A 22,327-nucleotide genomic window follows, 5' to 3' on the forward strand; every position below is an offset into this window, starting at 1 on the left:
GAAATGTTTCCGCTGGCTTTTACTATTTACTGTTTCTTAGATTATGCTTAGTCCATTCCTAGAAATTCCACATCAAAAACCAATACCGAATTGGCGGGTATTCTTTCTACGGACTCATTGTCCTGGTAGCCATAAGGTGACGGAATAATGATGGTCGCTTTGGCACCACTTCTTAGTCTTTGGAAACCCAGCGTGAAGCCCTGAATAGCCCCGCCTTGTGTAGAGCTTAGCCCAAGGAAAAAGTTGAAAATAGCGTAGGTTCTTTCCTCATCATAGATGTCGTTGGCAATGGCCACATCTTCCAGATTTGAGTCAAAAACAGATCCATCCAACAAATAACCAGTATAATTGGTATACACCACATTTCCTGATACTGGTCTTGACCCATCGCCTTCCTCTTCTACAATAATGACTACTCCCGAAGGATCGTGTATGCGATATAGGCTATCGTATTGGGCAGTTTTTAAGTACTCGTCTATTTTTTCTCTGTCAATGGCAAGATTACCTTCGTTGTCATAGGTTGGATACCCATAACCACTGAGTTGATCGTCACAGGAGAATCCCATGAAAGCCACTAAAAAAACAACAATTATTTGTGTAAATCTCATCCTTTAATTATTCATGTGATTAAGGCTGGGCGGGCCGATTTTCAGTGATCTCTAACTCAAAAACCAATACCGAATTAGCTGGAATTGGGCCTTGACCCTGAGATCCATATCCGTAAGCAGAAGGGATTATTGCGATAGCTTTCTCTCCTTCTTTCATGCGAGAGAGTGACCAATGCCATCCCTGGATAACGCTAGAATAACCTTGAATGATGCCATAAGGCTCATAAGTACGGCTTTCATTGTAGACTCCATTGTCAATGGCTGTTTGCTCAATGGAAGTGTCAAAAACAGTCCCATCCAATAGCATACCTGTGTAATCCACTGCCAGCGTGTCGCCAACTTGCGCCAATTCGCCTTCCTCTACTTCTTCCGTAAACAATAGTACAATACCTGTTTCACCAACGGTTTCACTTCTCATGTATTCTGTAGGGAAGTTTTGAACGTAGGTTTCAATTTTTTTGAGATCTTGCTCAAAAATCACATCTACATTCTCATCGTCAGAGATACAGGACCCCAAGAAGGCCACTAGAGGCAATAAAGCCCAATACTTAATGTTTCTTTTCATGGTAGGTATTTAATAATAATTGCTACTTCGCAGAAGCGAAAGGTTTACTGCTTATTTACGTCTGTTACTTCTACATCAAATATCAAAATAGAGTTGGCAACGATCACTTCACCTCTTTGACTAGGCCCGTAGGCTAGTGGAGAAGGAATCAATAACTTCGCTTTAGAACCCTTTTTCAACAACTGAAGACCTTCATCCCAACCAGGAATAACCATTCCTTGGCCTACACTGAATGTAAATGGTTCGTAAGGTCTACCTTCGTTAAATGTTCCAGATTCTTTTGCTTTGCTCTCAATGCTTGTGTCGAATACAGTGCCGTCCAAAACGTATCCTGTATAATTAACAGAAATTTCGTCGCCTTGAGTTATTTGTGCACCAGATCCCTCTTCTTCTATGACGTAGTATACACCTGATTCTGTCTTGTCCGCCTTCAAATTATTTTCAGAAATATAACTTTCAATGGATTTGATGTCTTCATTCAGTTGACCTGCAGCTTCTTCAATTTGTTTTTTCTGGTTTTCAGCGGCAAGGTCATTGAAGTAATCCTGAAAAACTTCTTCTTCCAGCACGTTTATGACACCGATGCTGATAGTGACATTTTCATCATTTGTCATGAAAGGAGGTACCCCTTCAGGAGTAAAGATTTTTTCAGCAGTAGAAGTGATAACAATACTATCACCATTGTTTAGGTTAAGAAAAATTTCATCCACACCAGTTCTTGCAGTTGCCGTATCCAAATGCTGTAGATAAGGAGGCATTGGTTGATCGTAACTGGAGATGAATAATGAGTCACTGCCTGTTTTAGCAGTAAAATGATACACGACAAATTCTCCGTCTTTGGTCACTTTGTCACCTTTTGAAACATAACGGTATTCTATGCCGTCGGTAGTAGTTTGTGTCTTCTCACAAGAAAATAAAAGTGAGCTAGATGCCAACACCAGGGCGCCAAGAACTAAATTATTGATTTTTTTCATCGACTAATTCTAATTGATTAAATAAGATTTGTTTGTTTTCTTTTATTAATTCTTTAAACCTTTCAATGGTTTCTTCCAAAGGCACATTGGATATTCCACCCGATGCATTCTTATGGCCCCCACCATTGAAATACTTGGCAGCAAACTTATTTACTGAGACATCCTCTGCAGATCGAAAAGAAATTTTAACGCCATCTTTCCTTTCAGTAAATAAGGCTGCAATTTTAATTCCATCCAAAGAAAGGGCATAGTTTACAAGCCCTTCAGTATCACCTGTTTGTGAATGGTATTTCCGCAAGTCTTTTTTACTTATTGCAATATAAGCAGTATTGAGTTCAGGTAAAATAGTCAACCTTCTTGTAAGGGCAAAACCTAGGAATTTTAACCTGTTAACTGAATAGGTATCATATATCAATCTGGCAATCTTAGAGTTATCAGCCCCAAGATCAATTAATTCAGCCGTAACTAAATGAACATTTTTAGTGGTATTAGGATGTCTAAAACCGCCTGTATCCGTCATTATTCCGGAATAAAGGCATTCAGCAATGTCCTTATCGATCAGATCCCTATCGCCTACTTTTACCATTAAGTCATACAATAACTCACAGGTAGCTGCTGCATCAGTACTGCAATAGCTAAAGTCAGCGAAATCCTCTGGTTCCTGATGATGGTCAATATTGACCATAAAAGCCTTGGATTGACGTACTGCTCCTTCCATTTTTTGGAGTCGGCTAAGATTAGAGAAGTCTAGACAGAATATAATATCTGCCTCAGCAATCAATTTTTCAGCTTTTTCAACCTGTCCAGGATCTTCATAGTTAATCACTTCATCATTTCCTTTCATCCAATGAAGGAATACAGGATAATCTGACGGCGTTATCACATTTACTTGATGACCTTTCTTTTTTAAATAGCCTGCTAAAGCTAATGAAGATCCAAGTGCATCGGCGTCAGGTTTATGATGGGTGGTGATTACGATCTTTTTGGACGAAGCTGAAGAAATCTGTTCTTTAAATAGATCTATATTCTGCATGTGTAATATTTGAGTACCGTATTTAAAAAACACAGGTTACAAAGTTCCATATAATTTTCTGAAATTCCCAATTCCCAATTTATCGAAATATAGACTTTATTTATTATCTCCTTTTAACTTTCGGACTTTAACTTAAAAGGATTAATTTTACACCCTTAACTATTAATCCTAATAAAACTTTATGGCTACCAATAGAACGTTCACCATGATCAAGCCTGATGCATTCAGTGCAGGGAATTCAGGAGCAATCTTGAAAATGATCGAAGAGGCAGGTTTCAAAATTATTGCATTGAAAACCACCAAGCTAGATGAAAAGCTGGCGGGAAATTTTTACAAAGTACATGAGGAAAGACCCTTTTACAATGATTTGTGCAAGTATATGTCTTCAGGACCTATAATTGCTGTAATCCTTGAAAAGGAAAATGCTATTGTAGATTTCAGAAAATTGATCGGTGCCACCAACCCTGCCGATGCAGAAGAGGGGACGATTAGAAAGTTATATGCAACATCTATCGAAGCCAATGCTGTGCATGGTTCCGATTCAGATGAAAATGCTGAAATTGAAGGAAGCTTCTTTTTTAATGCTTTCGAAAAGATAGATTAGTCGTTTTTCTATCCCTCTTTTAAATTGAGAGGGATAGAAAAATTTAGCATTTTTTAACATTTGACTTTATTCATCAGGTACAACCGTTTGGTTTTTAGTGGAAATTCTAAATTTTTGACCAAAAACCTGATGTGGATAAGTAGAAATTTGACCTTACACTTTTTTATTCAGGTCATTTTTAAAGGCGCCACTTCTGACATTTGCTACCTTCTACCCTTAAGCTAAGTACAAATGATTAAATGTGGTTGGTTAATGGTGACCTTCAACCTTTTATTTGGACGGCAGGTGAATACAATTTATTGAGAAGGAAGTAACCAGTTGCCAGACTTTGTATATATGTCAATGACTTACTAAATCCAGCTTATACCATTCCAAGCTCTGAAGAAAGAATGCGGTATAAGATAAGGATATTGCCTCCTTCTTCACGTTTCAATAATATTACTTCAATTCTTTACCTTTCTTAAAAAAGACATGTTTAACCCATCTTGGTAGAAATATTGCACCAAGGAGTAGGTAAGGGTAATAGGAGAACATCCTCCAAAGAATACTGGTTACGAAAGTGTAGCCTGTAAGAAACTCATTGAAAAACTGCGTAAAGAAGAACTCTGCTGTTCCACTACTTCCAGGTGTCGGGCTGATCATCATAACGATCCACATAATAATCTGTCGTGCAAAGACCACCACATGTTCAAATACTGAAAGTGTTTCATAAGCGGAAATCAGGGCATTGAGCATTAAGTACCTAGAGGACCAAATAAAAATGGTGGTAAGGATAATAACAAACCAATACCGAGCATTTTTACCTTTTAGTTCTTTACTTGCTTCTATAATTTGGTCACCATAATTATTGGCCTGGTATTTCCATTTTTTCAACCATTTGATGGAAAACAATTTGAGCATTATCCACTTAAAGACCCTGGGACGGTAAAACAATGCCAGGGCCATAAGCACTGAATACAAGGTATACAATGAATAACTGCCCCAAAAAAGGTATTCCAGACTAGAGCCTAATCTCACCTCAAGGACTCTGCTTTCAGGGAAAATGTAGCCTTGAGCAAGGTACAGTATGATAGGGGCACCTATTACAAAAAACAAATTATCCATGATGGCTGTCAACATGGTAAATGCCAGTGCTTTTCCCAAAGGTATTCCTTCTTTGTTCAAAATAAATACCGCTACTGCCGTGCCACCTACTATGGAGGGAGTGACAGCAGAAGCAAATTCCCATAATATGATTACATAGATCGCTCTAGTCCAGGTAAGGTGCTGATTGGTTATCTCCCTGATTCGAAATACATAACCGGCATCTCTAAGAAATATAAAAATTAACGCAATAAAAATTGACCAGAGTGAAGCATCAAAAACACCATTTAAGGTTTGCGCATTTACAGTCGGGTCCATGTAAAACATCGCAAATACAATTCCGATTCCTATCAACACAGGAACCCAAACCTTATTTGGATTTAAGGTTTTAAAAATTTCCCTATTGTCTAATTTCATAAGTTTTCTACAGGTATAGCTTTTAATCGTTCTACCCAAAAATTGTTAAAACCCTCTCCGATTTTTATTGTGACCATGGTAAGCTGAAGAAGCTCTAAAATGGCCAGAAAAGTATAAATGATAAAGATTTTATCGGGGTTGATGACAATAAAGTCAGAGAATGGGATTCTGGGGTTTTCGTCCAGGCGGTCTAAAACCAACGTTTTTTGCTGTTCTATTGAATATGGGTATTGGATGACCGTATGTTTTGTGTCATCCTTATAATGTGAATATTTAGTCAATACTTTTTGATAAACCTTCAGCAATCGGTAAAGGTCAAGATCTTGAAGTTCGGCATCTACTTTGTCAATTTGATTGATTTGCCTAAGCTCTTCCACAACATTACCTCTGGCAAATCGGGACATTCTATCGCCCTCCATACTGGAGAGTTCGCCTACAACAGATTTGTACTTTTTATATTCCAATAAATGCTTAATTAGGTCTTCCCGTGGATCTACCTCCTCGCCATCTTCATTGAATTCAGGTCTTGGGAGCAGCATTTTCGACTTGACTTTCATAAGGGTGGCAGCAAAGAGAATAAATTCACTTGCCACTTCTATTTCCATTTTTTCTAAATGGTGGATATAATCCAGAAAGTCATGGGTGATTTTAGAAATAGGAATATCATAAATATCCAGTTCATCACGTTCTATGAAAAACAGCATAAGGTCAAATGGCCCTTCAAATAAAGGTAATTTGATTTCGAAACTCACTGGATAAGATTATTTTTTGTTATTTTTGTATTTCTTATTGCGTTCAAAGATATCACATATCTGGTTAAATCAATAGGCATGTCAATAATTTCCCTAAAGCCATGGAGGCCTGAATAATTATTGGTAATATTAAACATTATAACCTTTGGAAAGGTTATAGATTTTTACATAGAAGATTAGCATATGCAAATAGAACCTGGAGAATTACTTCGAGGAATCCATCATCCGGAGGAGCTAAAAAACCTCAGTAAAGACCAATTGGTTCAAATCTGTGATGAACTCAGACAGTTTATCATTGACCATGTTTCAGTATATGGAGGGCATTTTGGAGCTGGCTTAGGCGTTGTGGAATTGACAGTGGCTTTGCATTATGTTCTCAATACCCCTGATGATCAATTGATTTGGGATGTAGGGCATCAGGCTTATGGTCATAAAATCCTTACTGGTCGTAGAAACGACTTCCATACCAATAGGTTATACAGAGGCCTGTCAGGATTTCCAAAAGAAAAGAAAGCCCCTATGATGCCTTTGGAGTAGGGCACTCCAGCACTTCCATATCTGCTGCCCTTGGAATGGCCATGGCTTCTAAATACAAAGGAGAAACACATAGACAACATGTAGCTGTAATAGGTGATGGTGCGATGACTGGTGGGATGGCCTTTGAGGCAATGAATCATGCTGGGGTCTCAGATTGCAATTTGCTGATCATTCTCAATGACAACTGCATGTCCATTGATCCGAACGTTGGCGCCCTCAAAGATTACCTTACTGATATTACTACTTCGCACACCTATAATAAGGTTAAAGATGAAGTATGGAATCTTCTTGGTAAAATCAGCAAGTTTGGTTTTAGTGCTCAGGATGTAGTTTCGAAGGTAGAAGGCGCGATTAAATCGGCCATGCTAAAACAAAGCAACCTCTTCGAATCCTTAAATCTACGCTATTTTGGGCCTGTAGACGGGCATGATGTGAATCATCTCGTTGAGGTGCTCAATGACCTTAAAGATATTCCCGGACCAAAAATCCTTCACTGCATAACAGTGAAAGGAAAAGGATTTGCCCCAGCAGAAAAAGACCAAACAAAATGGCATGCGCCGGGTAAATTTGATAAAATAACCGGCGAGATAGCCAAAAAAATACCTACCAGTCCTCAAGCACCCAAGTACCAGGATGTTTTTGGTCATACCCTTGTGGAGCTGGCTGAGAAAAATAAAAATATCGTAGGGGTTACTCCTGCAATGCCCTCAGGGTCTTCCATGAATATAATGATGAAGGCTTTCCCTGAAAGATCCTATGACGTTGGAATAGCGGAACAACATGCCGTTACTTTTTCGGCTGGTTTGGCTACTCAAGGCCTGGTCCCTTTCTGTAATATATACAGCACCTTTATGCAGAGGGCTTATGATCAGGTGATTCATGATGTTTGTCTGCAAGACCTACCAGTTGTTCTTTGTTTAGATAGGGCTGGATTTGCCGGTGCGGATGGCCCGACGCATCATGGGGCTTATGATTTGGCTTTTCTTCGTTGTGTGCCCAACCTGGTGGTTAGTGCACCGATGAATGAGGAAGAGTTGAGGAACCTGATGTTTTCAGGAGCGGAACACCAAGCGCCTTATGCTATCAGGTATCCAAGAGGTCAAGGTGTGATGCCTGATTGGAGAACACCATTTAGAAAAATACCAACCGGTCAAGGAAGAATAATCACAGAAGGAAAAGATATTGCCATTTTGAGTATCGGCCATATAGGCAATTATGTACTGGACAACAGTAAAAAGTTTAAGGAACTAGGACTCAGTGTAGCACATTATGACATGCGATTTGTCAAACCCCTTGACGAATCCCTGCTGCATGAAGTATTTGGTAAATTTGACAAAGTGATCACTGTAGAGGATGGTTGCTTGATGGGAGGATTTGGAAGTGCAGTGCTTGAATGGATGATGGATCATGATTATTATTCCAAGGTGAGGCGTCTAGGCATTCCTGATGAAGTGGTAGAACATGGAGAACAAGGAGAATTACATCACGAATGTGGTTTCGATGCCTCAGGAATCTTACAGACCGTAAAAGACATGATGGACCTCAAAGTTTCTGATGAAATCAATATTTAAATAGTATTAGGAGACTTTATAGTAAGGGAATCTAACAGATTTCCTTACTAATTTTTTAAATTGAGTAATCTTATTGATTAGCAGGAATAGTGATTTTAACCCCTTACTATTATGTCTCAAATACTCAATCCCAGAAGAGATTTTTTGAAAAAGGCGACAGTTGCATCTATGGCCTTGTCTTTGAATCAGACCCCTTTCTCAACTACCGCTCCAAAGAAAAAAAATAAACTGCCAAAATGGAGGGGGTTTAACTTACTGGATTTCTTTAACCCTGTACCCGAAAATGGGCGAAAAACCAAACCCGAATACTTTAAATACATGTCGGATTGGGGCTTTGATTTTGTCCGAATTCCTATTTCTTATCCAAGTTATTTGGATTTTGACCGCAGCAAACCCATCCGACCTGATGAAGTGGTGCAATTCAACAATAAGGTTCTGGATGAAATTGATCAAATAATTGATAACTGTCACGATCAAAAAATACATGTCAGTTTGAACTTACACCGGGCACCAGGATTCTGTATCAACGCGGGTTTTAAAGAGCCTTATAATTTATGGGAAGACGAAGAGGCCTTGGCCGCCTTTTGTGCACATTGGGAGATGTGGGCTAAGCGCTATGAAAATGTCTCTTCTAAAAAATTGAGCTTTGATCTGGTAAATGAACCTTTTAAAAGACTTGATCCCAACGATCAACACTCTCCTGGAGGAGCAGTACCGGTAAATGAATACAGAAAAGTAGCTGAAGCAGCTCTGGCCACGATCAAAGGAGTCAACAAAAAGCGATTGGTCATTGCAGATGGAAACGGTGGAGGAGGCATAGCCATTCCTGAATTTGCGGACCTTGACTTACATCAAAGTTGCAGGGGTTATTTTCCCATGCATATTTCCCATCACAAAGCTTCATGGGCTTTCAAGGATCCCGAAAGCCTGCCCACACCAAGTTGGCCGGGTATGCACAATGATCGTTATTTTGGAAAGGAAGATTTGGAAAAGCATTATGCGCCATGGATTGCACTGTTGGAGCAGGGGGTGGGCGTTCATTGTGGAGAATTAGGCTGTTATAACAAGACACCCCATGAGGTCTTTTTATCCTGGTTTGGTGATATATTAGAGATACTGGACGACAATGGAATAGGGTTTGGCCTGTGGGAGTTTTCTGGCACTTTTGGTGTGCTCAACTCGGGTAGAACAGATATCGACTACGAAGATTGGTATGGAGAGAAATTAGATAGAAAACTATTAAAACTTTTGATGAAAAATGCCTGATATATCATTCTGGAAGCAAGGATCTGGCAAACCTGTAGTGTTATTACCTGGGTTTTGTGAAACTAAGGAGATGTGGAAAAATTTCGTTCATCCCCTTTTAAGCACCTGTGAAATTTGGTGTCCGGATTTACCGGGTTTTGGAAACAGTCCAGCGGCTACTGATCGATTTTCTCTTGCAGATATTGGCGATTATTTGGCCGATTGGATGTTGGCCAATAATATTGGAGAGGCTGTTTTAATAGGTCATTCCTTGGGGGGCTATTTGGCTTTGGAAATGGCCCAAAATCAAAAACTTGATTTGAGTGGCTTGGGATTGTTTCATTCTACTGCTTTTGCTGACAGTGAAGACAAAAAAAACAATAGGGAAAGAACCGCAGAATTTATAAACAAACATGGTGTGAACACCTTTATTCAATCTTCATTGCCATTACTTTTTAGGAAAGAAAACAGGCAAAGGTGTAAGGAGGACATTGCCTCCCTGATCTACCATGCAAGCCAATTACCTTTGGAAAGTATCCTTGCTTATTTATATGCCATGCGGGATCGAAAGGACCACATGAAAACGCTTGCTGAATTTCAAAAGCCTACTTTGATGATTTGTGGAAATGAGGATACTGCTGTACCCATAGCGGATAGCCTTAACCATAGGGATGCAGTAGACCACTTCTGTCAATTGACAAATTGTGGACACATGGGGATGTTTGAACAAACCCAAAATACCCAAAAAGCCATCCGTTCATTTATAGAAAGTCTACCTACTTAATAGGTAGCCCTTCCGCCGGATAAGTCAAATATAAATCCTGTATTAAAGCTTGCTTCCTCGGATAGAATCCAACTTGCAATGGAGGCTGCCTCATCTACGGTGCCAAGACGTTGCATAGGAATTTTTGATACCATATACTCCAATTGTGCAGGATCAGTGTCTTTATTCATGGCCGTCAGAATAACTGCAGGTGCCAATCCATTTACTGTTATCCCAGAAGTAGCATATTCTTTTCCCAAGGCTTTTACCAAGCCTATTACTCCTGCTTTGGTAGTGGAATAACCTACCATATTTGGATTCCCTTCTTTACCTGCTATGGAGGCAATTAAAAGAATTCTACCGTACTGTGCTTTTTCCATATACTTAAGCGCATACTTAGCAGTCAAGAAAGATCCTTTTAAATTTACATTGTAAATCTTATCAAAATCCTCTGTAGAATAATCTGTTATTTTTATTTGTGTGGGGCCCACTATTCCAGCAGAGTTGACCAAGATATCAAGTTTCCCGAAATGACTTATTGTCTCCTGATAGCCATTCTTTACAGCTTCTTCATTTGAAATATCTACGACAAATGCTTTTACCGGAAGACCTTCTTTTTGCCATTCACTTTCTAAGGCCATCAGCTTTTCTTTGTTGAAGTCCCATAGGGCAACACTTGCGCCTTCATCTGCTAGCTTTTTGGCGATTCCTTTGCCAATTCCATCTGCAGCTCCGGTTATTACTGCCACTCTATTATTATACCTTGATTCAGTCATTGAAATGATTTTTGGGTTATCCACTCCTAAAATTAAGAAAGTGCTGATAAATAGTGAACATTGTTGTGATAAAATTCTTAAAATCTAACCCGACAGTTTTTCAGTTTTTGTAATTCTATGGCGGTATTTACAACAATTAATTATAAATTACTAAGGTAAATATTCTGTATTATTAGGAAATAGCTCCTTTCTTAATAGGGAATTCGTTTTTTAGGGGGTGTTAAATTCCTTAAATCTCAAACAAGGGGTAATTGAGCTTTTGTAAGGTCGTGCTAAATTGGATAAAAAAAGAAGGAACCTGTTTTGAAATAATTTCGTATTTATCATCTTGGTAACTGCCTATTTTAAACCAAAACCAGTTTCATTGAGTTATCCTTGAGAATGCTTGAAGCAATGTTCTATTAAAACGGGGTGTCAAGCGTTAAAATCATAGTTGGCCACTGTTATTTATAATTAAAAGGTTGAATATTATTTATCAATTATTCAATCTTTTAGTAGCAAAATTGTTTTCAGAAAACCCAAAACGCAAACCATCATGAAACAGTCCAAACTAATTTTTATCTTTTTCTTACTCTTTTGTTTTACCTCTTGTAGTTCACTTAACAACTTGAGCCCATTAAGCTTGCTTACTGGAAATAAGTGGAAGCTAGCTGGAATGATGGGCAAAGCATTAGATGTAGGGAAATTTGCTGATGCTTTGCCACTCCTAAGTTTTATGGAGGGCGGCAAACTAAGCGGTTTTACAGGGTGCAATAATTTTTCCGGAGACTTTAATCTTGAAGGAAAGAATATTTCTTTAAACCCAGGTGCGCTAACTAAAAAAGCCTGCCCTGGAACGGGGGAAAATGAATTTCTAGCAGCACTTTCCAAAGTGAAGGATTTTAAGGTGGTTAAAAACAAATTGACCTTATTGGATGGCGCTACTGAACTATTGAGCTTTATCCCTGAAAATTAGCTGGTAAATTTTAGTATAATAAACCATTATTTATCACTTAGAAGCAATATAAGGTCTCTATTGGACCGAAATAAGAACCAGATTTCTTGTTGGGATATTTATCTGCCGTTTGTCACCCGAGTTAATATTTATACAATATGGGGGTAAGTATGAATTCGATTCATGCAGGGGTTAATGGGTAGAAAATACTGCATTTGTCAATAAAAAGCCTATTTTATTATCCACCTTTATACCTTACTACATTTGTCACCATGGAAAAAAAGACCAATTCCCCGTCAAAACAAAAAGTTATCAGTGAATGGGTTAATTCCTTCGGTGATTACCTTTATAGTTGGGCGTATCACAAAACAAGTAGCAATGAAACCGCTGAAGACTTGGTTCAGGAAGTTTTTATGGCGGCCGTTAAAAATTATGAAAGATTTGAAGGAAGAAGTAGTCCCAAGACCTGGTTATTGAAAATTTTAAACAACAAAATTATTGATCACTACCGCAAATCATCCAAGAAACTAGCCAATCAGGATGATACTGCTTCACAGTTTACCGATTCATTTTTTAACGCTGCGGATAACTGGAAGGCCAATGGCCTGGAGCAAGCCTGGACAAAGGAAAGCCATTTGCTTGACGACCCGGCTTTTAATGAGGTCATGGAGGTGTGTATTGACGATCTCCCTACGAAATGGCGACTTGCAATTCTCTCGAAATATCTTCTGCAAAAAGAATCTGTAGAGATCTGTCAGGAACTAGAAATTACGGAGTCTAATTATTGGCAAGTGTTGCATAGGGCCAAGTTACTTCTTAAAAAATGCTTGGAAGTCAACTGGTTTGTGAAAAATAATTAATAGTGATGTTTTTAGAGAAAATAATGAATAAAATGCTTCTTTCATGTAAGGAAGCTACTTTCTTAATAGATAAACAAATGGTCAGTGAACTGACTTTTATTGAAAAGCTAAGACTTGGGGTGCATTTAAAACTTTGTAAGGTTTGTAATGCTTATGAGAGCCAAAGTAAAACCATAAATAAAGCCTTGGAGAAGTGGGTGAAGGAGGGTGCGCTCTCCAAAACCTTACCTTCAAAAATTAAATCAGATATCTTGCAAAAAATAAATCGAAAATAATTTTAACTTTTTTGTCAGGCTTTTGACCTGTTAGCGTCTATTTAATTGATTATTCAGATGAACTCAATTTAAGAGTAGAGAAAACTTAGTTTCTTTTCTGCTCATTTTATATAGTATCAAATAGACACATTATGGAACTAAGTACTTTTCAGAAGGGCTTGAATAAAGACAATCCCTACGATTTTTCAGCTTTAAAGGCGGTTTTTCTTAATTGTACCCTTAAAAAATCACCCGAATTTTCTCACACTGAGGGTTTGATTAAAATGAGTGATGCCATTATGCGGGCAAATGGTATTTCCACTGATATAATTCGCCCTGTTGATCATCAGATTGCTTTTGGTGTTTATCCTGACATGAAGGAACATGGCTGGGATAGGGATGATTGGCCTGCCATCCAGGAAAAAGTGATGGCGGCAGATATTTTGGTCATAGGAAGTCCCATTTGGTTGGGGGAAAAATCTTCCATAGCCACGCTCGTCATAGAAAGATTGTATGGTTTTTCAGGAGTTATGAACAAGCAGGGGCAGTATGCCTATTATGGAAAAACCGGAGGTTGTCTGATTACTGGAAATGAAGATGGAATCAAACACTGCGCCATGAACCTTTTATACAGCCTTCAGCATCTTGGCTATGTAATTCCTCCTCAGGCAGATGCTGGTTGGATAGGCGAAGCGGGGCCTGGACCATCTTATTTAGACAAGAATTCTGGCGGGATTGAAAATGATTTCACCAATCGTAACACAGCATTTATGACGTGGAATTTAATGCATATGGCCCATATGCTCCAAAAAAATGGTATACCGGCCTATGGCAACCAAAGAGACAAATGGGATAAGCGGGAAACCAAAGACCATCCCAATCCCGAATACAGATAATTCATCAGAATATATTTTACTTAAGGGAAGGTAAAAAGGGTTGGTGAATATTAAATCTGGTATTGTAGCGTAAGCTTTCCAAACCCTTTTCGAAAAGTGATTCTATCACTTAATAGTAGAACTATGCCTATTCACCTTTATCTAGCCAACTTCACCTTAACTAAAATAAGTCGTACTATTTATTAAGTTAAACATCTTCGATAATCATGGGAAATCTACATTTACTTAAATTTTACCTATTCTTTGCCACCTTTTTTCTGGCAATAAACTGTGTACAAGCGCAACAAAGCAGCCTCCCGGAAACAGACCAAAATTTTGATTTGGCTTTGGGACTTGGTAGCAATAGCCTTACTAGTTATTCCCTCTCATGGAATAAAAATTATGGATTGTTTTCTTCCAAAAAACTAAGGTTAGGATATGGCATTCGCTTTTCAGGACTTAGTGGCAAAGAGCTTAATTACATTACTGCCCCAGCTGATCTGACGGGAGATGATGCGACTATTGATTCCCTATTTATGAGTAAGGCCAATACCATGGCACTGAATGCCATGATCAATATTCAATACCAGTTTCATCCAAAAATTAAGGCTGGTTTTAATATCGATGCTTTGGGGCTAGGATTTGGGGGTGAAAAAAACGCCAATTTTATCAGCTCCGAAAATACTGGACAGTTTCCTCAAAGCGTTTCTGCTAGCCCTACCTCGTTTAATGCGCTATTAGGGGGAGACAATGACCTTGGCCAACTCAAATCAGAGTTTTATTTGGCTTATGCTCTGTCGCAAAAAACATGGCTGAGGGCTGGGTTTGACATGACATTTTCGGAATACAAAACGGAACAAAACTTAAGCAATGAAAATGACAGGTTTAGAAACAAGGCCATGTTGTTTTTTGTGGCTGTTTCTTACAATCCTTTTAATTGATCCTCATGAAAACTTCCCTATTAGTCCTTCTGTTTTATTGGGTATTAACACCCGAAGTGGTAGATCATTCGCCTGATTTAGAGAGCAAACAAGAACAATCCTATATAAAATTCAATATTAGAAACTTGGGATTAAATGTGGAGGGAACCTTCAAGTCCTTTAAAACCAAGGTAGAATACGATAAGTCTCAACCTGAAAAAAGTCGCTTTTCGGCTGAAATTCAAACAAATTCTATTGATACAGGAATTAACAAAAGGGACAGTCACTTAAAGAAGGAAGAATATTTTCATGTAGATAAATATCCAATCATAAAGTTTGAATCCACAAAAGTTACTGCTGTAGGCGAGACTGGACTTAAAGTGCTTGGGAACCTTACCATCAAAGGCAAGACGCTTCCGGTAACTTTAGCCGTAGCATTGTCAGCCGCAGGTTCGGCAACACAATTTACAATCAAAGGAGAACTCGACAGGAGAGATTATAAAGTTGGGGGAAGTAGTTGGGTCATGTCGGACGATGTGTACCTGGATCTTCTAATAGTGAAATAAAGCTTCACCCACAAACGTAATCTATTGATAGGCCAATTGTAAGAGTCATACAATTTAACCCAGATTATTAATAGGCTTTGTCATAGCTTTTCCTGATTTAATTACCTGGAAGAACGATTGCCTATTTTGGCTTCAAGTAAAAATTAAATAGTAGGTGTTCAATTATGTCAAATTTCTCATTATTGCTATACTATTATTTGGGATATTCTCAGGTGTAGTGGCCAGGCAAACCAAAGAAGACAGTACTGTTTTTAAAGCTTTGCCACTGGCTTATTTTACTCCCGAAACGAGGATCGCAGTAGAGGGCTTTGCCTTTTACAGCTTTTATGCCAGGAATAGCCAGAGAAAGTCGAATTTGCGACTCTTTATCACCTTCACACAAAACATGCAATACTTGTTCACACTTCCATGGCAAGTTTACACTTCAAATGATCAATATTTCCTGAATGGGAGCATCGATTACCGCAAATTCCCCGAATATTATTACGGGTTGGGGAATGGTACCAATGAGGGTTCCAGGGCACTTTATGAATTTAAAGCGCTTACTATAAAGAGCAAAAGCTATAAAAAAGTAAAAAGGAATACCTATTTTGGTCTGGCGGTTCAAGGACAAAGATTGCATCCTGAGTTTTCGGAAACTGAACCTGTTTTTGATGATATAGTAACAGAAAATGGAAGAGGTGGATACGGTTATATAGGCTTTGGCCCTTCTTTAATGTGGGATCGCCGGGATCATATTTTATCTCCTTCATCAGGAAGCTTTATAGAATTTACGCCTTTGATTGCTTTAGGTAAAACAGCAGGAGCTGCTTTTAATTTTGGGATGATAAGCCTTGATTTCAGGCATTATTGGCCAATTTCTGAAAAGATTACCTGGGCCAATCAGCTATTGACGCAGCTTTCTTATGGAGATGTACCTTTTCGGGTATTACCAACCTTGGGTGGGCCCTTCTTTCATCGGGGGTATTACCAAGGAAGATTTAGGGATAGGCATTTGGCTGTTTTACAAACGGAATATCGACAGCATGTAATCGGAAGGTTTGGCTTTGCAGTTTTTGGCTCCGCAGGGAGAGTATACAATACCTTAAGAAAGGATTTGTTCAAACAAATACACCTTGCTGCTGGTGGAGGCCTTAGGTTTCGGATAAGCAAAAATGATAGAACAAATGTTAGGTTGGACTACAGCTTCACTCCTGATTCCAGGGGTTTTTATATTTATTTTGCAGAGGCGTTTTAAAAAACATGAGCTATAAGAGTAATTTCTTTACCAAATTGACCCATTGGGAATATTGGCCTACCTGGCTGGTATATTTGCCCGTGGGTTTTTATTATTTACTGCTTACTTTAAGGGCAAGATCCTTCTTTTTTTTCACCCTTGCCAATCCAGATATGGAGATGGGAGGCCTTTACAATTGTAGTAAATACCGTCAGCTTAGTAAACTTCCTGATGCTTTAATACCGAAAACTGTTTTTCTTAAAACTGGTTCTTCCCTTGAATCTGCCAGTAAGGCGTTAATACTTCACGGAATTAACTATCCCATTATAGCTAAACCAGACAGGGGGGAAAGGGGCACAGCTGTCAAGTTGATTGCAGGGAGTCATCAACTTGACTTTTATTTGCAGGAAAGTCAATCGGATGTCCTTTTGCAAGAGTTTATCCAAAGCTCTTTCGAAGCCGGGGTGTTTTACTATAGGCTGCCCAACGAAAGTTCAGGAGACATTCCATCCATTGTGTTGAAAGATTTTTTGAAGGTTATTGGAGATGGGCAATCAAGTCTAAATGATTTGGTGAATGAAATTCCCAGAGGGCGACTTGTTAGCAAAGAGTTGTTCAAAGATGGACGTTTGAATCCGGAAGAAGTATTGCCTTTTGGTAAAGAAAAGTTACTTGAACCTATTGGGAACCACAATAGAGGAACAAAATTTCTGGATGGAACACACCTTTCCAATGCTGAGCTAATAGAGGTTTTTGACAGGATAAGCCATCAATTGGGCACCTTTTTTTATGGGCGTGTGGATTTAAAAGCACCCTCATTGGAAGACTTTATCCAAGGAAAAGGAATCAAGATTTTAGAAATTAATGGTGTAAACGCTGAGCCTGCTCATATTTATGATCCTGATGCAAAGTTATCTGATGGGATTGTGACACTTTTGAAACACTGGAGCATTATCTTTAAAATCAGTAGAGAAAATAAGAATAGAGCCTTTTCACCTGTTTCATTAAAAGAAGCCTGGAACCATTACAAAAAATGGAAAAAAATAAAAAAAATTACCTGAAATTGTCAGGATGGTTGATGTCCCACGTCTATTTTTATAAAAATGGAAGTTTTCCTTTAACCTGTATTATGCAATAGGGCTAGTAGTGTCTGTCCTGACCCTTTTCCGGGAGTGGTGTAATCGCAAGAAAATCAGGCCATTTGGTGGCTGAGTCATGGTTTGCTATAGGGAAGTCGAAAAAAGCAACCTGGTGAATGATTCTAAAGTGATTGTATCACGTAATAGAAGGTCTATTGTGTATTCCGGGTTTATGCATTATCAAGTAATAAATCACCCAAAAAAAGAATCATGCAAGCGGAATGTAAACAGAATCTAAATCAACTTTCTTTGCTATTGGAAAGCTTGTCTACAGAGCAATACAATTACAAATCTGAATTATTGTCAGGCGCTTCCATTGGCCAACATATTCGTCATATAATTGAGTTTTATACATGTCTTAGCGAGTCTTTTTATTTAAAGCTAACTCAGATCAATTATGACAAAAGAAAACGCGATCGGTCAATAGAGCAAGAAGCCAAAAATGCAATACTCGCTATTGATAAAGTGATTGATTTTTTGAATGAGGAAAAAATTATAGGGAATGCTAACTTAGTAGCCAATTTCTCCCTTGAGAACGACCACGATTGCATTATCCCATCCTCCTACAGGAGAGAGCTTGCTTATTGTCTCGAACATAGCATTCATCACCAGGCATTGATAAAAATCGCTTTGTTAGACCAGGGTTTGCACCATCTTGTGGAGGAAAATTTTGGTGTGGCGCCATCTACTACAAAAGCTTGTCATACTAAGGTTGTTAAATAGCCATTTGCAATTAAGAAACCTTATTCGTTCAAATTCCAATTGTAATCTTTGTAGCTAATTTCAGCGTCTTTCTCCAGAGGCTTAGTCGCGTATTGGTTTATAAAATCCACTAAACTTCCATCCTTTGTAAAGTCGGAGGAAAACCATGAAAACAAGCTGGAAACCGCAGCATGGTTACCTGCCAAATCATTGTACTTGGGGTCATTAATAAATGAACGAGCTGCTTGTTCCAATTCAGCGTCCAAATTTTTAGCCGAATAAGCATGATTCCACAATCGTGGACAGGAAATAGAGGCACAATTGATTGCAAAATGAATTCTTGGCTCATCAAATTCCTTTCTAAGTATTTTATGTTCTATTTCATCCAGACTAGCAGGCTTCCCCCCAATTTCGAAGAACTCCAAATGCCAAACGGTGTTGACAAGAGGTATGCTTAATTTGGGACCAATGTCCCTAATACTCTCAACTGGATAATGGTTGAGGATCAATTTAATGGTAAAAGCATTGTAGGCATTGATCCAGTAAGCGAGTTGTTCAGCTTCGGTCCAGGTATTTCTATCCGGTGCATTATTGCTGAGCAAAGCTAAATAGGCATTTAGTTTATCCGCATCTGTTATAAACCCTTTATAGTCTACCTTTCCCTGCTCAGATACGTACATTCTCAGCAAGGCGTCAAAGGAAGAATGACTGGGAGGGATAGTGCCTTCCTGGCCCAAACTGGAGCTTCCGCAAGAAAGGTTTATCAACAAAATGCTGAAATAAATAAATAAATTTGTCATTTATGAATTTGGTGTTAGTGGATAAGTTGATCAGAAAATTGGATTAAATCTTCTGCAACTAGCTCATTTTTTGGAGACAGCGAATAATTTGATTTTCCTGACCTCTTGATAAAGGCTGTCTGCAAACCTGCTCTGGCAGCGCCTACTAAATCCCAAGGGTGGGCAGCGACCATCATTGCCTTATCTGATGAAATTTCCATTTTATCCAGAACATAGGCGTAGGTGGAAGGGTGCGGTTTAAATTTGCCCACACTTTGAATGCTAAAAATACGCTCAAAAAACCGATTGATTCCTGCTGAATTCAACTGTTCATTAACAGTTTCTAGCGTTCCATTGCTAAGTGCAACGATTAAAAAACCAGCATTTTTTAAGCGATGAAGGCCTTTTGCTACATCAGGGTGCGGAGACAAGTGTTTGAATTTGCTTAAAATTGTCTGCCTCGTCTCAAAGTCAAGGTCTTTTCCATAGTTTTTTGCAATCATTTCCAAACAAGCATCAGCGATCTTTGAAAAATCATCTGTACCAGCAGATACCGTTTCTACCAATGAATAATGCAATAAGGATTGGAACCATTTGTCTGCTGCTTCAGGATCTCCTATTACTTTATTGATTGCCGTTGTTACTGCTTTTGTATCGAGCAGGGTTTCATTTACATCAAATATTAATAATTGTGGTGAGGTAGACATAGTTCGTTGATTTAGTTGGGGACATAATTCGGAGTGCAGGTCTTTGAGGGGTAACTAATGCACTTTTTCACCTTTATTTAACCATACTCCCCACATTTTATTGTAGGTGTGGACTTTAGTAGTAGGTAGGCTGTCTAAATGGTATACAGGATTGTTTTCATTTACCCAATGGAAAATTCCTCCATAAAGATTATAAACTTCACTGTAGCCACTTTGTTTTAATTTCTTGCCGATCTCCTGACTTCTGGCGCCTATAGAGCAGTAAACTACTATGGGTTGATCTTTGGGGATATCTTTGACGCTAGAAATGTCAAAAGTTTCAAAACCTACCCATTGGGCCCCTTTCAAATGACTTACATTGAATTCATTTTCCTCACGGGTATCCAACAGAATCGCACCATTGATCAATTCTTTTTGATCGGGATAGACCAAAGGAAAATCTTTGTCATAGGTACTACCTAAAAGGGCTTTAAAAGGAAGGCTTTGTCCATGACTTACCTGTCCTGAAAAAACAGAAGTGGCAATAAATATGGAAAGTATGTAAAAGGATTTCATGGTGTTAGAACAAAATTTCAACACCAATAATTTCTAGAAACGTAAATTAAGTGAAATTAGAATAGACTTTTTTACATTTTACCAGCCCACATAGGCAGGGGCTTCTATTCCATTTAACCGAAGGTAAACCAAAGCCTGGGCACGGTGATGTGTTTGATGTCCGCGGAGTAAATAAAAAATATTCTCCTTGGTCATGTTCTCGTTAGCAAAGACAATCTCTTCGTCTAATTGGCTTTTCTCTGTTTCTTTTATTAATTCAAGCACGTAGCTGTTGGCTGCATCAAGTATTTCAATTATCGAATCCTTGTCTAAAGATTGCCTGTCTTCCTTTTCATAAAAAGACTTTCTTTCTCCATTGACGATGGCAGTAAGATAGCTGATATTACTTGCGATATGTAATAACTGATCTCCAAAGGACATGGCTTCAGGAGTTGGTTGATAATCGTATAAATTGGCAGGCATGGCCTCCGCCAATGCTCGGGAATAGTCCATATTACGTTGCCAAACATCGGGAAATTGATCATAAAAATACGTTTGAGCCTTTAAACTGTTACTCCCCATGATCAAAACCATTATTATCAATTGAATATATATAAATGCTTTCATAATTGAGAGCAATAAAAACATCTTAGCGGTAAAAACCAATAGTAAAATGGTTGAGTGGCTGATTTTGAACTGGTTTCCTTGGGTTGAAGAAAGCAGTCGCCTGGTTGGGAAGAATTAGATAACTGACTGAAGTATCAGTTATTTACTTCAAATTGAAAACTAGTAGTAGCTGGTTTTCGTTTTCAATACTAAACCCACCTTTATGCTTCAAAATACCATTAGGTTTCTTCTATTGTCTTTTTTATTACTACCCCTTTTTTCAAGTTGCTTCTCTTTCAGAGACAGTGATAAAAAGCTCAATAAATTGATGGAAAAAGAGCATGTTTTTTTTGACATCAATTATTTAGAAAAGCATTCTTTGAGGTGGCTTTGGTACGAAAACCCGAACAAAGAAGCACCAATTTTGCTTTTCATCCATGGTGCGCCGGGTTCTTCTTCAGCTTTCCTGCCATATATTCAGGAAGATACTTTGAGAGAGCAATTTTCCATTCTCATCATCGACCGACTAGGCTATGGTTATTCTGATTATGGAAATTACCAACCCATCCCAGATCAATATAGCGCAATAGATGACTTGGTAAAAGATGTGCGGGAGAATCGAGCGGTTTTTACCATAGGGCATTCCTTCGGCGCAACCATTGCTGGTTTTACAGCCATTCAGAATCCGGATTGGTTGACTGGTACGATAATGATCGCTCCTGCCCTAGATCCTGATCAGGAAAAATACCTATGGTTCGGCAAACTGGCTTTGTATAAAAGTACCCGATGGATGGTTTCCAAATCCCTGAGAGTAGCTGCCGATGAAAAGTATTCCCATGAAGAAGAACTTCGGACTTTTGTTAACAGCTGGAATAAAATAAGTTCTCCAATCCTCCATATTCATGGTGACAAGGATGGTTTGGTACCCTATGGAAATGTAAAATTTTCGAAAGAAAAAATTCCTGAGAAATGGTTGGAAATCAAAACCATACCTGGAAAAGGACATTTGATCCCTTTTACCGAAAAAGAGTTGATGGTAAGTGAGATGCTTAAATTTGTTAAGCAACATTAATTTACTAGGCTGTAAAGAAGTTTGACCGGATAGGATAACTTTAAGGGTAATATGACTACGAAAGGGAAGATTTAGAATTGTGTTAAATATTAAAAACTGTTTATGAATTATTTAGCCTTAAGGTGATTTAAGTCACTATTTTTCTGGTTTTTAACGTCTATTTTTATTGTAAGTAAAAGTGTGCTCGTTTACACTATATTTTGTTCTCCAAACTTCAATATAAAACCGAAAAAAT

General features: G+C 38.4%; 24 protein-coding genes and 1 pseudogene. 14 read left to right on the plus strand and 11 right to left on the minus strand.

The window, feature by feature from the left end:
• Positions 1-47: 47 nt before the first annotated feature.
• The 4 genes from AC0L7T_RS01180 to AC0L7T_RS01195 are packed head-to-tail and all read right to left on the minus strand — an operon-like array spanning position 48 to position 3,180.
• Complete coding sequence (locus AC0L7T_RS01180) at positions 48-608, minus strand: FKBP-type peptidyl-prolyl cis-trans isomerase (RefSeq protein ID WP_473340491.1); 561 nt, start codon at positions 606-608, stop codon at positions 48-50.
• 19 nt (positions 609-627) lie between these two features.
• Complete coding sequence (locus AC0L7T_RS01185; protein ID WP_473340493.1) at positions 628-1,173, minus strand: FKBP-type peptidyl-prolyl cis-trans isomerase; 546 nt, start codon at positions 1,171-1,173, stop codon at positions 628-630.
• 44 nt (positions 1,174-1,217) lie between these two features.
• The gene (locus tag AC0L7T_RS01190) at positions 1,218-2,147 is read right to left on the minus strand and encodes an FKBP-type peptidyl-prolyl cis-trans isomerase (protein ID WP_473340495.1); all 930 of its coding nucleotides are present in this window, start codon (positions 2,145-2,147) and stop codon (positions 1,218-1,220) included.
• Complete coding sequence (locus AC0L7T_RS01195) at positions 2,131-3,180, minus strand: DHH family phosphoesterase (protein WP_473340497.1); 1,050 nt, start codon at positions 3,178-3,180, stop codon at positions 2,131-2,133. Before AC0L7T_RS01195 ends, AC0L7T_RS01190 begins: the two co-directional genes overlap by 17 nt.
• Before the next feature lie 181 nt (positions 3,181-3,361).
• On the opposite strand from AC0L7T_RS01195, the gene AC0L7T_RS01200 reads away from it, so the two are divergent.
• Complete coding sequence (locus AC0L7T_RS01200) at positions 3,362-3,784, plus strand: nucleoside-diphosphate kinase (RefSeq protein ID WP_473340498.1); 423 nt, start codon at positions 3,362-3,364, stop codon at positions 3,782-3,784.
• A 438-nt stretch (positions 3,785-4,222) separates the two neighbouring features.
• Here AC0L7T_RS01200 and AC0L7T_RS01205 read toward each other — a convergent pair whose 3' ends face one another.
• Positions 4,223-5,284 carry a lysylphosphatidylglycerol synthase transmembrane domain-containing protein gene (locus tag AC0L7T_RS01205; protein ID WP_473340500.1) on the minus strand — a complete coding sequence of 354 codons (1,062 nt, stop codon included), beginning with the start codon at positions 5,282-5,284 and terminating at the stop codon, positions 4,223-4,225.
• Positions 5,281-6,036 carry a segregation and condensation protein A gene (locus AC0L7T_RS01210; protein ID WP_473340501.1) on the minus strand — a complete coding sequence of 252 codons (756 nt, stop codon included), beginning with the start codon at positions 6,034-6,036 and terminating at the stop codon, positions 5,281-5,283. Before AC0L7T_RS01210 ends, AC0L7T_RS01205 begins: the two co-directional genes overlap by 4 nt.
• Before the next feature lie 183 nt (positions 6,037-6,219).
• Between AC0L7T_RS01210 and dxs the strand changes: the two are divergent.
• The 3 genes and pseudogenes from dxs (at position 6,220) to AC0L7T_RS01225 (ending at position 10,173) form a co-directional block, all read left to right on the plus strand.
• Positions 6,220-8,144, plus strand: a pseudogene (gene dxs, locus AC0L7T_RS01215) (1-deoxy-D-xylulose-5-phosphate synthase).
• A 111-nt stretch (positions 8,145-8,255) separates the two neighbouring features.
• Complete coding sequence (locus AC0L7T_RS01220) at positions 8,256-9,410, plus strand: glycoside hydrolase family 5 protein (RefSeq protein WP_473340503.1); 1,155 nt, start codon at positions 8,256-8,258, stop codon at positions 9,408-9,410.
• The gene (locus tag AC0L7T_RS01225; RefSeq protein WP_473340505.1) at positions 9,403-10,173 is read left to right on the plus strand and encodes an alpha/beta fold hydrolase; all 771 of its coding nucleotides are present in this window, start codon (positions 9,403-9,405) and stop codon (positions 10,171-10,173) included. The genes AC0L7T_RS01220 and AC0L7T_RS01225 overlap by 8 nt, the downstream gene beginning before the upstream one ends.
• On the opposite strand, the gene AC0L7T_RS01230 is transcribed toward AC0L7T_RS01225, so the two are convergent.
• The gene (locus AC0L7T_RS01230; protein WP_473340507.1) at positions 10,170-10,928 is read right to left on the minus strand and encodes an SDR family NAD(P)-dependent oxidoreductase; all 759 of its coding nucleotides are present in this window, start codon (positions 10,926-10,928) and stop codon (positions 10,170-10,172) included. The genes AC0L7T_RS01225 and AC0L7T_RS01230 overlap by 4 nt on opposite strands.
• A gap of 535 nt (positions 10,929-11,463) precedes the next feature.
• On the opposite strand from AC0L7T_RS01230, the gene AC0L7T_RS01235 reads away from it, so the two are divergent.
• From AC0L7T_RS01235 to AC0L7T_RS01275, 9 genes are all read left to right on the plus strand, one after another.
• Positions 11,464-11,883, plus strand: a complete 420-nt coding sequence (locus AC0L7T_RS01235; protein ID WP_473340509.1) for an META domain-containing protein — start codon at positions 11,464-11,466, stop codon at positions 11,881-11,883.
• Positions 11,884-12,134: 251 nt separating this feature from the next.
• Positions 12,135-12,722, plus strand: coding sequence for a sigma-70 family RNA polymerase sigma factor (locus AC0L7T_RS01240; protein WP_473340511.1), 588 nt, complete (start codon positions 12,135-12,137; stop codon positions 12,720-12,722).
• A gap of 5 nt (positions 12,723-12,727) precedes the next feature.
• Positions 12,728-12,997: a hypothetical protein gene (locus AC0L7T_RS01245; RefSeq protein WP_473340512.1), complete on the plus strand. Its 270-nt coding sequence runs from the start codon at positions 12,728-12,730 to the stop codon at positions 12,995-12,997.
• Between the two features lie 131 nt (positions 12,998-13,128).
• Positions 13,129-13,872, plus strand: coding sequence for a flavodoxin family protein (locus AC0L7T_RS01250; protein ID WP_473340514.1), 744 nt, complete (start codon positions 13,129-13,131; stop codon positions 13,870-13,872).
• Positions 13,873-14,078: 206 nt separating this feature from the next.
• Positions 14,079-14,792: a hypothetical protein gene (locus tag AC0L7T_RS01255; protein WP_473340516.1), complete on the plus strand. Its 714-nt coding sequence runs from the start codon at positions 14,079-14,081 to the stop codon at positions 14,790-14,792.
• Between the two features lie 5 nt (positions 14,793-14,797).
• Positions 14,798-15,337, plus strand: coding sequence for a YceI family protein (locus AC0L7T_RS01260; RefSeq protein WP_473340518.1), 540 nt, complete (start codon positions 14,798-14,800; stop codon positions 15,335-15,337).
• A gap of 154 nt (positions 15,338-15,491) precedes the next feature.
• Positions 15,492-16,574, plus strand: a complete 1,083-nt coding sequence (locus AC0L7T_RS01265) for a BamA/TamA family outer membrane protein (protein ID WP_473340520.1) — start codon at positions 15,492-15,494, stop codon at positions 16,572-16,574.
• Between the two features lie 5 nt (positions 16,575-16,579).
• Positions 16,580-17,614 (plus strand): ATP-grasp domain-containing protein, encoded by a 1,035-nt coding sequence (locus tag AC0L7T_RS01270; RefSeq protein WP_473340522.1) that lies wholly within the window; start codon positions 16,580-16,582, stop codon positions 17,612-17,614.
• A 288-nt stretch (positions 17,615-17,902) separates the two neighbouring features.
• A complete protein-coding gene (locus AC0L7T_RS01275; RefSeq protein WP_473340525.1) occupies positions 17,903-18,415 on the plus strand; it encodes a DinB family protein in 513 nt (170 codons plus the stop codon).
• A 20-nt stretch (positions 18,416-18,435) separates the two neighbouring features.
• Here AC0L7T_RS01275 and AC0L7T_RS01280 read toward each other — a convergent pair whose 3' ends face one another.
• The 4 genes from AC0L7T_RS01280 to AC0L7T_RS01295 form a co-directional block, all read right to left on the minus strand.
• On the minus strand, positions 18,436-19,194 hold the full coding sequence (locus AC0L7T_RS01280) for a DUF547 domain-containing protein (RefSeq protein ID WP_473340526.1): 759 nt from the start codon (positions 19,192-19,194) through the stop codon (positions 18,436-18,438).
• A 14-nt stretch (positions 19,195-19,208) separates the two neighbouring features.
• Complete coding sequence (locus AC0L7T_RS01285; protein WP_473340528.1) at positions 19,209-19,880, minus strand: haloacid dehalogenase type II; 672 nt, start codon at positions 19,878-19,880, stop codon at positions 19,209-19,211.
• 54 nt (positions 19,881-19,934) lie between these two features.
• Complete coding sequence (locus AC0L7T_RS01290) at positions 19,935-20,435, minus strand: rhodanese-like domain-containing protein (protein WP_473340530.1); 501 nt, start codon at positions 20,433-20,435, stop codon at positions 19,935-19,937.
• A gap of 78 nt (positions 20,436-20,513) precedes the next feature.
• Positions 20,514-21,041 carry a DinB family protein gene (locus AC0L7T_RS01295; RefSeq protein ID WP_473340531.1) on the minus strand — a complete coding sequence of 176 codons (528 nt, stop codon included), beginning with the start codon at positions 21,039-21,041 and terminating at the stop codon, positions 20,514-20,516.
• A 202-nt stretch (positions 21,042-21,243) separates the two neighbouring features.
• Between AC0L7T_RS01295 and AC0L7T_RS01300 the strand changes: the two genes are divergently transcribed.
• On the plus strand, positions 21,244-22,092 hold the full coding sequence (locus AC0L7T_RS01300) for an alpha/beta fold hydrolase (protein WP_473340533.1): 849 nt from the start codon (positions 21,244-21,246) through the stop codon (positions 22,090-22,092).
• The last annotated feature ends 235 nt before the right edge of the window (positions 22,093-22,327 follow it).

The organism is Cyclobacterium sp. 10D3-21 (assembly GCF_055809755.1).

Bases quoted from the DNA above. Each gene is read 5' to 3' on its own strand.
- AC0L7T_RS01180 (WP_473340491.1), bottom strand. From the start codon at position 608: ATGAGATTTACACAAATAATTGTTGTTTTTTTAGTGGCTTTCATGGGA.
- AC0L7T_RS01185 (WP_473340493.1), bottom strand. From the start codon at position 1,173: ATGAAAAGAAACATTAAGTATTGGGCTTTATTGCCTCTAGTGGCCTTC.
- AC0L7T_RS01190 (WP_473340495.1), bottom strand. From the start codon at position 2,147: ATGAAAAAAATCAATAATTTAGTTCTTGGCGCCCTGGTGTTGGCATCT.
- AC0L7T_RS01195 (WP_473340497.1), bottom strand. From the start codon at position 3,180: ATGCAGAATATAGATCTATTTAAAGAACAGATTTCTTCAGCTTCGTCC.
- AC0L7T_RS01200 (WP_473340498.1), top strand. From the start codon at position 3,362: ATGGCTACCAATAGAACGTTCACCATGATCAAGCCTGATGCATTCAGT.
- AC0L7T_RS01205 (WP_473340500.1), bottom strand. From the start codon at position 5,284: ATGAAATTAGACAATAGGGAAATTTTTAAAACCTTAAATCCAAATAAG.
- AC0L7T_RS01220 (WP_473340503.1), top strand. From the start codon at position 8,256: ATGTCTCAAATACTCAATCCCAGAAGAGATTTTTTGAAAAAGGCGACA.
- AC0L7T_RS01225 (WP_473340505.1), top strand. From the start codon at position 9,403: ATGCCTGATATATCATTCTGGAAGCAAGGATCTGGCAAACCTGTAGTG.
- AC0L7T_RS01230 (WP_473340507.1), bottom strand. From the start codon at position 10,928: ATGACTGAATCAAGGTATAATAATAGAGTGGCAGTAATAACCGGAGCT.
- AC0L7T_RS01235 (WP_473340509.1), top strand. From the start codon at position 11,464: ATGAAACAGTCCAAACTAATTTTTATCTTTTTCTTACTCTTTTGTTTT.
- AC0L7T_RS01240 (WP_473340511.1), top strand. From the start codon at position 12,135: ATGGAAAAAAAGACCAATTCCCCGTCAAAACAAAAAGTTATCAGTGAA.
- AC0L7T_RS01245 (WP_473340512.1), top strand. From the start codon at position 12,728: ATGTTTTTAGAGAAAATAATGAATAAAATGCTTCTTTCATGTAAGGAA.
- AC0L7T_RS01250 (WP_473340514.1), top strand. From the start codon at position 13,129: ATGGAACTAAGTACTTTTCAGAAGGGCTTGAATAAAGACAATCCCTAC.
- AC0L7T_RS01255 (WP_473340516.1), top strand. From the start codon at position 14,079: ATGGGAAATCTACATTTACTTAAATTTTACCTATTCTTTGCCACCTTT.
- AC0L7T_RS01260 (WP_473340518.1), top strand. From the start codon at position 14,798: ATGAAAACTTCCCTATTAGTCCTTCTGTTTTATTGGGTATTAACACCC.
- AC0L7T_RS01270 (WP_473340522.1), top strand. From the start codon at position 16,580: ATGAGCTATAAGAGTAATTTCTTTACCAAATTGACCCATTGGGAATAT.
- AC0L7T_RS01275 (WP_473340525.1), top strand. From the start codon at position 17,903: ATGCAAGCGGAATGTAAACAGAATCTAAATCAACTTTCTTTGCTATTG.
- AC0L7T_RS01280 (WP_473340526.1), bottom strand. From the start codon at position 19,194: ATGACAAATTTATTTATTTATTTCAGCATTTTGTTGATAAACCTTTCT.
- AC0L7T_RS01285 (WP_473340528.1), bottom strand. From the start codon at position 19,880: ATGTCTACCTCACCACAATTATTAATATTTGATGTAAATGAAACCCTG.
- AC0L7T_RS01290 (WP_473340530.1), bottom strand. From the start codon at position 20,435: ATGAAATCCTTTTACATACTTTCCATATTTATTGCCACTTCTGTTTTT.
- AC0L7T_RS01295 (WP_473340531.1), bottom strand. From the start codon at position 21,041: ATGAAAGCATTTATATATATTCAATTGATAATAATGGTTTTGATCATG.
- AC0L7T_RS01300 (WP_473340533.1), top strand. From the start codon at position 21,244: ATGCTTCAAAATACCATTAGGTTTCTTCTATTGTCTTTTTTATTACTA.